Raw genomic sequence first — 10,365 nt, 5'->3', positions numbered from 1 at the left:
GGCGAAGGCAAATACCCTAAAAACAGCGAAGAGAACTGGACCACAGACAGCGTCCTGTTTAGCCAAAACCCGAGAATGAGCGTACTGACTCCTAAAAATAGCAAACGATACCTTTGAAGTTTCTTGACTTTGTAAATAACAAAACTCATTGCAAACAGTAAAATTGTCACAATCTCTTTAGTACCAAATTCCCATTCGATCACCGGCTGTTCCGGATTCAGGTGAAACACCTCACGGGCTATGCTGTGCGCGGTCTCCCTTACGCTGTCACTGACGGCGCGGCTGGACAAAGTGGCCCCGGATACGGCATCCAGGTCCTGCTTTAACATCAGGACACTGTTAACGGGTAAGTCATTATATTGTTTGTAGTAGTACCCGCTGGCCGCCAGCCGCATCAGAAAAGAGGGAGTTTCATTGTTCTCCAAAATGACCGGTTCTCTCAATTTACCGGAAGAGTCCACAATGGTCCCTACCAGCATCGGACCGCCATAGCCCGTATGGGAACTCAAGCCAATATAGGCGACAAGCTCACCCGCCCCATCAAAAGCTTGAGCCGTTCGGTCTGTCAACGGCTCAAATTTTGCTGCTTCCGGAAGCAATTGTTTATACAGACCAACTCTTATTTCCTCATCCATTTTCTGCTGGCTAATGCCATAGATATAGCCCCCCAGCAACAAGAGTACGGCCATCCCTGTGATAATCCACTTTTTTCGCATTCCCCTAAATACCTCCGCGAGGGTTAACATCGATAGTATCATAATCCCTTAACGTTTTGCCCGACAGGCTACTCAACGCTGACTTTGTTTTTTGCCCCGCTAAAGAAGAGCCGGTACAATACAACACCGCTGATCACGAGCAGGGCCAATAATGCTGCACCGCCACGCAGGGTCGCCCCTGGTTCCCCCTCACCGATCGTTGTTCCGATAAAGCCGAAAACCAGTAGAAACGCAATGCTCCAGAAAATGGAGAGCGTCCATTTCCACCAAGCAAATTTTTCACCCTTTTCTTTTAGATAATTGAACAGGGCATAAATTACTGTCAGAAGGCTGACTAAGACCAAACCGTTAATAATAAATTCAAACATACCTTTGCCTCCTCGCCCTAATTTTCTTTTAAGAAATCTTTGGATTCAAAGAACCACGGCTTCTCGCCAACGAGGTAATCAAATTGACGCGTTCCCTCCTTATAATGATAATGTTCCGGCGTGTTCACCCCATAGAAAGCCTTTTCCATCCAGGTCAGAGTGGAAGCGGTGATGCCGGTGCGTTCGCGTACTGCAATATCTCTGGCAGTGGTGTGCAGCCAGTTGGATTCTTTAGAAAACGGACATACCGCAAGACAAACACGGCAGCCTCCGTTGGGAACCGACATCCAGAAATTATGGCAGGTAGAGGCATTGATCTGCCATCCGTCATATCCGCGGCCATTAATTTCCTTGGGCCCGTCGAAGGAAATAGAACCGCTTGGGCACTGATCAGCGCAGATTTTACAATTCATGCAGAATTTTCGTATCCCGACGTCGATCGGCTTGTCGGGCTCTAAAGGCATGTTCGTCACAACCATACTGGGACGGAAATTCGGCCCGAACTCTGGCGTGACGACGACGCCTAACCGTCCCTGCTCGCCTATTCCAGCAGCCACCATATGCGGCGGCATAATGTACTCATAACGCGCGTGGGGGGAGTTTTCCCTGGCGGGATAACCGAGCTTTTTCACAAACTCCGCCATTCTGGCGCAGTGCATACTGGCATTACCATAACCTTCAAAGGTGTGAAAAAAAGAAGGGGCGCCTTCCCGGGTCTCCCACGAAAGAGGTATACCCATAATAATGCCATACTGCCAATGTTCCGGGATATCGACCGGTTCCCCGTATTTATATCCACGGCCATCTCCGGGTGCGTGTTCATAACTCCATTCGGGATTGAGCTTGACAATGCGCACAAGGGGTGAGCCAAATAAGGCTCCAATTTTTTTGATCAGCCTGCTCATTTCTTTGGGATCTTTGATCTCATATCTTTTTTCGGATACGCCCTGAAAATCGCTGTCCTTGGCAGCAACTCTGGAAACGTGTAAACCCTGACTATACATATGGGCGTTAACGTAAGCGCTGGCTAAAGCAATATCGAAGGATGCCTCCATATTGATCCTTTTGTAGAATGGCATGACCTCCAGGAAATATCTCAAATCTTCCACAAAAAAGTTCCAGCCTTCACGGTCAAGGACACCCTGATAGAATGCCCACCAGATCCTTATCTTTAAGAATACTTAAAGGCGTCTTCGTCAGATCGTTTACATCTACTGCGGTTTTAAGATAATCTTCGAAGGGCATGCCTTCCGGTACGTCAAAAGCCCTGCTAAGGTTAGTACGACGAAGCATGGTATCTGCGTACTTCTCTACGCGTTTCGGCGTCCCTACCTTATTGAACGGCATGTGATCAATTTCAAATGGGGTGCGGTCAAACCGTCCTTTCTCCGGGTCGTAAGCTTCCTTCTCCCAACCCGTCTTGGCAGCTGGGTCAATCGCGTTCAGATAGCCGGTAATCCCAGCAGAAGCAGCACCTGTCGCCGCCGCCGCTACCCCTACGAGCTTAAAAAATTCTCTTCGATCCATATCTTCTTCTCCTTTAATTTTAATTGTTTTTAGTTTGAGAAGTTCTTTAAACTCTCCTGACCTCCCTTCAAACATTAAGTTCTGGCTTTAGACTTATTTCCATGCTTTATCATCCAGTATACTGATTTTTGAAATTTGAATATTAGCTATACTTAAGATTTGAAAAATTTATGGTTTCAAGCAATAAATAGAATGATAAAGAAAACCCCGAAAGCACTGCTTTCGCACTTGTTGCTTCGCTGAGTTTTATATTTTTTCTCATAAAAAGCGAAGTCGCTGGTTGCACTTATGCTGGAGGAAAGTCTGCAAGGTCGTTATGCTTACTGAAAGTGCAAAAAAGATAATCCCCCTTCAACAGAGGATTATCTTTTTTAACTTATCGCTTTAAGAGGAACACAAAACATCTTTTATTCAGCAATTTATACTATGATTAATGAGTTTTTTAAGCTTCGGCAAATCGTAGATCAAGATTTTCTTAGAGGTCTTCCGTAAAACGCCTTCTTCTTTTAACCATCCTAAAATTTTACATACCGTAACAGGATGAACTCCTGTTATTTCGGAAATCGTCTTCTGGGTCAATTTAAGATCGATTTCATAGCCATAATTCACGAGCTTGCCTTGTGTTGTGCATAACTCGTCGATAAACCTTAAGACCCGGGAAGTCGGACTGTAAATATCCATTTCCTTGGAGACATTCATGAAGAATCCGCATTTATTGGTAAAATTTTTGAGAAACTCTCGATGTGCTTCTTCATCTTGTTTAAAAATTTCAAAAAGCTGTCTTTCCGAAAAAAAGCAGACTTCACTGTCTTCTTCTGCGACAATATGGCTGAGGGCGGCCATTTCAAATGCAAATAATCGGTTAATCACACAATGGCGTCGGGCATAATACATTAATTTTTCTTTCTTTTCTTCAAGGAAATAAAGGCTCACTTTTCCCGAATGAACATAAATAACTTTTTCGATCGATTCTCCGGGCAAAACAATTGTATCTCCTCTGGAGTATTTACAGACTACTCCCTCCGAAACATACTTTTGGAAGCTTCTTACAGGATAAAAGTTATCCGGCACAATACAATAACTCCTATTAGCTTGCATTAGCAATCCCTCCAAAACTTGTCCCTACCCAACAAAGAATAAGCGTGCACTACTTTTCACTATTATTTTAGCACACGATTCGACACAAAAAAATTAGTCAGGACTAATTTTTTTGTGATTTTCGATTTTATTCGGGTCCGTTCTGACCAGGAATGGGATTTTTATAACTGCACAAAAGCCTGCAAACCCATTTTTGTGAAATGATCTACAGGCTTTCTTTATTTTCTTATTTCGGGTTATACAAATAAAGATTCTTATGAGACAGGTCTGCTTTGATGAAAGCATATTCCTTATCTGATAAATCAAAGACCGCTTTAATGGCTGCATCTATTTCTTCATAATAAGGAGAGATATGCAGAGGAACATTGCAAGCCAATAGTTTATCCACTTTCTCAATAATTGAGGATTGCTGCTGTTTATCCACCAAGGGAATCGGCAGCCTGGCCAGCGAAGAACGCAACACTTTAACGGATCGAAAACACTTACTGTAATAATATTGAATAACCCTGGAGTTGAGAATAGCCAGGATATATTTGATATTTAAGCCTTCTAGTTTAGGTATCACGATATTGGCACTGTTTAAAGTCAGTGTCTGCGAATTATCGTAAGCGAAAACCAAACTCCCGCCAATAAAGCGATAAATTAATTTCTCCTTAGCTCTGTAGAGATCAATCGGCGCTATCTGTTGGAAGCTCTTGGGTTCAAATCTTATAAAATTTTGGCCGGGGAGACATCGATATTTATAAACATCGCTCCCTCTATAAATGACTTCCCTGTCGTCGGATTGGATATTGGAAAGGAATCTTTTATTATCACCGGTTACAATTCCTAAAGCAAAGTCAGCGTGATCTTTTAAATAAACGACCTTCCCAGGGGATTCAATTCTTTTGATCAAGGATATCTCATCATCGGTTAAATCAAAGTTCCAATTGGATAAATCCAGTTCTCTATCTATGTTAATCCTAAAAGTTCTGCTATTGGTAACAACCTCAATTCCTTTAATCTCAAACCCCTGGTGCTTTTTTTGAAGAGTCAGGGCCATAGCCGGACATTGCACCCCATCAAAAGCATCGTCCCAATAGCGGATGCGTTTGATTTTAGCGTGATCCACTAAATAATCTCTCAGCGGCTGATGAATTTTAACATTGAGAAGTGACTGAGGCAGAACAAAGCTTACAATTCCGCCGTCTATTGCGGTCTTTAAGGCATATTCGGTAAATACCGCAAAGGATTCGACGGTTTTCTTGCGGGCCGAAACGTAAGCTTTTTTTAGTGCTTGCCGGGCTTCAGCATCATAATTAAACCCCCAGGGTGGGTTGCCGATGATGACATCAAATTCTAAATTAGATTTGCGCGCTAAAGGATCCTTACACAGAAAATTTTTATATAAAACCTCCAGGTTATCCGTTTTGGATATTAAAGCCATATTAATGCGGGTTAAGGATACGCTTAAAGGACTGATATCATAACCATATATTCCGTCTAAATTTTTTATGTATTTATAGACATGCATAAGAAAATTTCCCGTCCCACAGCAGGGATCGAGGAGCCTTATTTTTTCATGAAGAAAAGGTTCAAGATGATCCACGCTATCTTTCACAACAGCCAAAGGAGTGTAATACACGCCCCTGGATTTGCGCTCACCTGCATTCTGCAGGGACATATACAAAAGTCCCAATAGATCTTGCTCCTCAATGTAATCCATGGGAAGTGACAATGCCGTTTTCAAATGAAGAATTTGCCCTTCCAGATCCGAGACATTCTCCAGAAGATCATCGATGAGCATGGAGTAAGATCCGAACAGCTGCTTGGATTGAAGATAGAACGAGAGTAAACAATGCCTTGGAAATTCTCCTGACTCCGTAGAAAAGAGACCGCGGTTAAACAGCAGTTTTAATGCATATTCCGCCAATATCACCCGCTCGTAATCTTCGGGTAAATCAACACAATTCATATGAGCAATGATATTCTCAACATTTTCAATCCCTTTTTTATTTTGAATATACGTCCTGGGTATAAAAGTCCCCCTGATATAGTTTTTATTGCGTCGGCTCTTTAACTTGGAATTACTGCCGTCTTTAAGTTCTAATAATAAAGCCTCAATATCTTTTTTAAAAAAAAGATTTCTCTTTTCCCCGCTATCACTAGGTTTAAGAGTGCTGTTTTTGATCCAGTTTATGGCCGTAGCCTTAGATATAGACAAAAGATCGCATACCTCATTGAGTTCGATTAAGCCTTCACTAGTCAAGTTATCCACCTTGCCATTACCCTTATATTTCTCTTACCTTCATTAATACCTTAACATTCAAGTTGACGGCTTTTCTTGGCGATCGATATACTGCCAAAGAAGCCAGGCACTGCCAAAAATTACTGCCCCGGTCAGCAATGCCAAACTAAAGCGCCTGGGATATTGAAGCAAATGCCAAAAATCATGACCAAACCAAGATTCCCAAAGGATTATTGGAATATTTCCGATCAAGGTGGCCAGAAAAAAAGAGCGAAACCTGATCGGTGAGACGCCGGCCGCATAGTTAACCGCAGCAGCCGGCAAGACAAAAATAAGCCGGGCCAGAATAATCAAGGAAAAGTTCTTGGAATCGGAAAGTTTTCCCCATTTGCCAAGCTTGTTCAGATGGGAGCGAGCCCATTCCTGACCGAGCAGCCGGCTGATAAAAAAGGCCAGAGAAGAACCTAACAAACTGCCGGTAAGAGAAAGCAGGAAGCCGGCACTCCAGCCATAAATCACAATATTAATACCTGCCAAGAGGGCAAAAGGGATAATAGGAAAAAACATCAGCAAAGACAATGCCAGTAAATCCAGCAGAACCCCTTTCCATCCCAATTCCAAAATCAAATCCTGAAAAAGGTCAGGATGTTGGATATGGGGATAGAGCAAACCAATGATGACCAATGAGAATAAAAGAACGATGGCCGAAGTCAGTTTTTTGCGGGACAAAAGTAGCCCTCCCTACTTTTCAGCTATTACTGCAAAGTATATCCGAAAAAATAACTTCCTACAATCCAGTTCATAAAAACATTCCCGCAGCTTGATCATCGGCACACGATAAAGCTGATAGGGAATTTATGTCCGGTAATCACAGCTTCAGAGCAGATTGTCAATCCCTGATTGCGCAGAAAATCCTGATAGGACTGATGGGTCCATCGACTAAACGTTTTGAAACCAAAGGCCTCCATCAGTTTTTCCAGCGGCTTTGATTGCAGTTCATCTCTGGTAAAGGTTGGCGCTATCATTATACCTCAAACCTGTGCGAGTTTTTCGCATTATGCCGGAGCTGGATACCCTCTAATTTTTGCTGATTATGGAGGTGAAGATAAAAATTTGCCCGTTTTGAATTGACTCATCTAGATGAATAAATTTCAAAACAGGCAAATTTTAAACTTATATAATATGTCTATGGGGTGACAAGCATCCGCGCTTGATTAATAAACTCCTGGTTGATAATTTAATCCGCTGTACTTTATTATAAACTATTCAAAACCCAATCCGCTCACAGGCAGCCAAAGCATCGGCCTCTGTCGGGTCATGGGTCACCAGCAGCACCGTCTTGCCCTCGCTTCTGCGCCGCGCATCCTCCATGACCAGAGCCTTGGTCCCGGTGTCCAGCCCCTTGAAAGGCTCATCCAAAAAGAGGATATCATAATCAGCCAGCAAAGCCCGGAGAATAGATACCCGGCGGCGCATCCCTCCGGAAAGCTCCCGGACGGGCTGGGAAGCGCATCCTTTCAGCCCCACAGACTCCATGGCCGCCACGATCTCCCTCTTTTCCCGGTGCGGGCAAACGAGACGAATATTGGCTACCGGGCTCAGATTCTCGCACAGCCGGTCTTCCTGGAAAACCGCGCTCCGCCGCAGCCCGGCAAGGCCGCTGACCGCACCGCTGTCCGGCTCTTCCAGCCCCATCAGGATGCGCAGCAGCGTGGTTTTGCCCCGGCCGGAGGGGGCCATGATGCACGTCGTCCTGCCCCTGGGGATCAGGGCAGAGAAGTTGCTCAGCACCAGGTTCTCCCCGTAGGATTTGCACAATCTGTCCAAAATAATAGCCATCCCTCGCCTCACATCCTTTCCAGCCGGGCCACGCCCCGATCCACCAGAGCCAGAAACAGTTTTTCAAAAACCAGGCTGATCAAAACGATCACCAAAGTCCAGGCAAACAGGTCGGGGGTATCCAGATAAATTTTGGCGTGATATAGCTTTTCACCGATAGAACCCTGGGGAATGCCGATCACCTCCGCCGCAATGCCCGATTTCCAGCACAGGCCCAGGGTTACGGAACAGGCTGCGCGAAAAAATGGGAGCACCTGAGAGAGATAGATGTAGCGCATCGTCCGGCCGGGGGGCAGGTCAAAAAGCCGGGCCATTTCCAGAAGCTGAGGATCAGTGGCTTTGATGCCGTCCAAGACGTTGGTATAAATGATCGGCAGAACCATAAGAAAAGAGATCAGCACCGATAGATTGCGGGACGGTACCCAAATCAGAACCAGAATAATGAAGGAGGCCACAGGAATAGCTTTGATGGTAAGCATGGCGGGAGCCAGGAGCTCCTGGATCCGTTGAAACCGGGCGGAGAGTGCGGCCAGGATCACCCCGGCCGCCGTGGCCAACAGGAATCCCGACGCAATCCGCCCCAGGGAAAAAGCGATGGAGTGCCAAAAGTCGGCCACTTCTGCCAGTACGACCAGCCGCTGCAAAACGGAAACAGGGGATACCAGCAGTATCTCCTGTCCCAGAGCCATGCTGCCGGCCTGCCACAGGGCAACCCAAAGCAGTACGGCCCAAACTTTGATGATCCGGGGCTTCCCCTTCCCCTTACCGGCTGTAGTAGAATTCATCGGCGGGCAGCGTCCCTCCTACTGACTTGGGATTCTGCTCAAAGAGAACGGTAAGATAGCCTGAGAGCTTATCCTTCATGCCGCTCCCCTCGGCAAAGGTAATATTGCAGGCGGGCAGAGCCTTCACCGCTACAGCAGCGGGAACAATAGCGTATTTTTCAACCAAAGCGGCAGCATCTTCGGTGTTGCCGTTCACGAAATCAACAGAGTCCTTATAATGATCCAGGAAAGCAGCAACAGCCTCCGGATGCTCCTTGATAAATTCCGTCCGGGCTACCACCACGCCGGTGATCAGAGCAGAAGGGTTCGCCCCGCCGGCTTGAATCGTATCCCACTCTTTAGTCAGATCCAGGGCAACCCGGATCCCCTGGTTTTTGGTCTGGGCAGTGGTGACAAAAGGCTGGGGCAGCATGGCAATGGCATTTTCAGAGGCAGCCAAAGCAGCCACGCACTCGGCATGTTCGCTCTTCCATTCAATGGTCACATCCTTGGCCGGATCGATACCGTTCTCAGCCAGAACATAATTGAGGGCGTACTCGGGGGTGGCACCCTTCCCGCTGGCGTAGATCGTCTTGCCCCGCAGATCCTCCACAGAGCTGACGGTATTGCCGCTCTCCACGATGTAAAGGACGCCCAGGGTGTTGATAGCCAGCACCTTCACTCCGCCTTTGGTGTTGTTATAGAGAACGGCGGCCAGGTTAGCGGGGACGGCGGCAATATCGGCTCCCCCCTGCACCAGCTTGGGTGTGACTTCATCCACTGCGGCGACGATGGAAAATTGGTACCGGTTATCCGTAATCGTACCGGCATCGGCATCGTTCATAAACTTCACCATTCCCATGGCGGTGGGACCTTTAAGGGCCAATACCTTGACATCGACAGGATCAGCGGCTGGGGTTTCCAACGGGGTTTCAGCCGGATTCTCAGCCGGGGTGGCGGCCGGGGCTGCAGGCGAACCGCAGCCGGTGAGCAATGCACCGGTCATGACCAGACTGAGCAGAACAGAAAGCAGTTTCTTCATAAGGTCTCCCTCTCTATATGTTTTATTTGGAGCCGGAAGGCTGGTACAGGATGTGTTCCAGACCGGCTTGATCCACAATCACGATTTCCTTGTCCACCAAGGCTAAAAGGCCTTGGGATTGCAGGAAGGCCAACTCCCGGAAAAGGGCTGCCCGGCTCACATCCAGACGGCGGGCCAGGTCTTCCCGGGAGCAGTCCGGTATGACTCTTCCTGCCTTGTCTTGCTGGGACAGAAGATACCCGATCACTTTGCCGCGGCAGGATTGGATGGTCAGCATCTCAATGCGCCGGATCAGGAACTGGATTTTCCGGTTGCAGAGGGCGGCATAGCGCAGGGCAAAAGCCGGGTCCTTCTCCATTACGGATACCAGCACTTGTTTGGGAATAAAAATCAGCGTTGTGTCCGTGCGGCAGCGGAGAACCGTCTCCATCTCCGCCAGGGCAAGGAGATTGCAAATGCCGAAGCAATCCCCCGCTTCCAAAGCGTTAAGCTGTACGTCCCGCCCGTCCAGGGCTACAGAATAGACATCCACGATCCCCTCAACCACCAAACCCACGGAAGTAATGCCTGCGGGACGGTCGCTGACGATCTGACCTCCCCGATAACGGTGCACCAACATCAGCCCAGGATCGATGCCACAACCCTGCAGAAGTGGTGAAGTTTCTATAGATGAGAGGATTTGCTGCCTTGTCATGGACACGCGCTCCTTTTAGTTAGCATAATCTAACTTTTTGGGAATATTGTACCCCTCCCTCCTTGGCAAAGTCAAGAGAAGAAATCTGTG

At 46.9% G+C, this 10,365-nt stretch carries 12 protein-coding genes (1 of these 12 only partly in view); all 12 read right to left on the bottom strand.

Going from position 1 to position 10,365, the window contains the following annotated elements; genetic code table 11:
• A protein-coding gene (locus DHAF_RS13145; protein ID WP_015944123.1) for an FMN-binding protein crosses the window boundary here: on the bottom strand, positions 1-716 show its 5' portion. The gene continues 250 nt to the left of window position 1, outside the view; only the first 716 of its 966 coding nucleotides appear in the window; its start codon is at positions 714-716; its stop codon lies beyond the left edge, outside the window.
• 68 nt (positions 717-784) lie between these two features.
• Complete coding sequence (locus DHAF_RS13140) at positions 785-1,084, bottom strand: hypothetical protein (protein ID WP_015944122.1); 300 nt, start codon at positions 1,082-1,084, stop codon at positions 785-787.
• Between the two features lie 17 nt (positions 1,085-1,101).
• Positions 1,102-2,193, bottom strand: coding sequence for a reductive dehalogenase (locus tag DHAF_RS13135; protein ID WP_049769575.1), 1,092 nt, complete (start codon positions 2,191-2,193; stop codon positions 1,102-1,104).
• A 22-nt stretch (positions 2,194-2,215) separates the two neighbouring features.
• On the bottom strand, positions 2,216-2,611 hold the full coding sequence (locus DHAF_RS13130) for a hypothetical protein (protein ID WP_015944120.1): 396 nt from the start codon (positions 2,609-2,611) through the stop codon (positions 2,216-2,218).
• Between the two features lie 411 nt (positions 2,612-3,022).
• Positions 3,023-3,682, bottom strand: a complete 660-nt coding sequence (locus DHAF_RS13125; protein WP_242659884.1) for a Crp/Fnr family transcriptional regulator — start codon at positions 3,680-3,682, stop codon at positions 3,023-3,025.
• A gap of 253 nt (positions 3,683-3,935) precedes the next feature.
• Complete coding sequence (locus DHAF_RS13120) at positions 3,936-5,957, bottom strand: TaqI-like C-terminal specificity domain-containing protein (RefSeq protein WP_015944118.1); 2,022 nt, start codon at positions 5,955-5,957, stop codon at positions 3,936-3,938.
• Positions 5,958-6,014: 57 nt separating this feature from the next.
• Positions 6,015-6,665: a TVP38/TMEM64 family protein gene (locus tag DHAF_RS13115; RefSeq protein WP_011459727.1), complete on the bottom strand. Its 651-nt coding sequence runs from the start codon at positions 6,663-6,665 to the stop codon at positions 6,015-6,017.
• Positions 6,666-6,760: 95 nt separating this feature from the next.
• Positions 6,761-6,961: a hypothetical protein gene (locus DHAF_RS13110; protein WP_015944117.1), complete on the bottom strand. Its 201-nt coding sequence runs from the start codon at positions 6,959-6,961 to the stop codon at positions 6,761-6,763.
• A gap of 241 nt (positions 6,962-7,202) precedes the next feature.
• Positions 7,203-7,775: an ATP-binding cassette domain-containing protein gene (locus DHAF_RS13105; RefSeq protein ID WP_015944116.1), complete on the bottom strand. Its 573-nt coding sequence runs from the start codon at positions 7,773-7,775 to the stop codon at positions 7,203-7,205.
• Positions 7,776-7,783: 8 nt separating this feature from the next.
• Entirely contained in the window at positions 7,784-8,560 is a 777-nt protein-coding gene (locus DHAF_RS13100; protein ID WP_005812246.1) for an ABC transporter permease, read from the bottom strand.
• Positions 8,538-9,581 (bottom strand): ABC transporter substrate-binding protein, encoded by a 1,044-nt coding sequence (locus DHAF_RS13095; protein WP_005812249.1) that lies wholly within the window; start codon positions 9,579-9,581, stop codon positions 8,538-8,540. The genes DHAF_RS13100 and DHAF_RS13095 overlap by 23 nt, the downstream gene beginning before the upstream one ends.
• A gap of 22 nt (positions 9,582-9,603) precedes the next feature.
• The gene (locus tag DHAF_RS13090; protein ID WP_005812251.1) at positions 9,604-10,275 is read right to left on the bottom strand and encodes a Crp/Fnr family transcriptional regulator; all 672 of its coding nucleotides are present in this window, start codon (positions 10,273-10,275) and stop codon (positions 9,604-9,606) included.
• Positions 10,276-10,365 lie beyond the last annotated feature (90 nt).

It is taken from the genome of Desulfitobacterium hafniense DCB-2, from assembly GCF_000021925.1.
Taxonomy (GTDB): Bacteria; Bacillota; Desulfitobacteriia; order Desulfitobacteriales; family Desulfitobacteriaceae; genus Desulfitobacterium; species Desulfitobacterium hafniense.
This window is presented reverse-complemented; position numbering and strand designations above follow the sequence as displayed.

Excerpts from the sequence above, each read along its gene's own strand:
- DHAF_RS13140 (WP_015944122.1), bottom strand. The coding sequence starts at position 1,084 with ATGTTTGAATTTATTATTAACGGTTTGGTCTTAGTCAGCCTTCTGACA.
- DHAF_RS13130 (WP_015944120.1), bottom strand. The coding sequence starts at position 2,611 with ATGGATCGAAGAGAATTTTTTAAGCTCGTAGGGGTAGCGGCGGCGGCG.
- DHAF_RS13110 (WP_015944117.1), bottom strand. The coding sequence starts at position 6,961 with ATGATAGCGCCAACCTTTACCAGAGATGAACTGCAATCAAAGCCGCTG.
- DHAF_RS13105 (WP_015944116.1), bottom strand. The coding sequence starts at position 7,775 with ATGGCTATTATTTTGGACAGATTGTGCAAATCCTACGGGGAGAACCTG.
- DHAF_RS13100 (WP_005812246.1), bottom strand. The coding sequence starts at position 8,560 with ATGAATTCTACTACAGCCGGTAAGGGGAAGGGGAAGCCCCGGATCATC.
- DHAF_RS13095 (WP_005812249.1), bottom strand. The coding sequence starts at position 9,581 with ATGAAGAAACTGCTTTCTGTTCTGCTCAGTCTGGTCATGACCGGTGCA.
- DHAF_RS13090 (WP_005812251.1), bottom strand. The coding sequence starts at position 10,275 with ATGACAAGGCAGCAAATCCTCTCATCTATAGAAACTTCACCACTTCTG.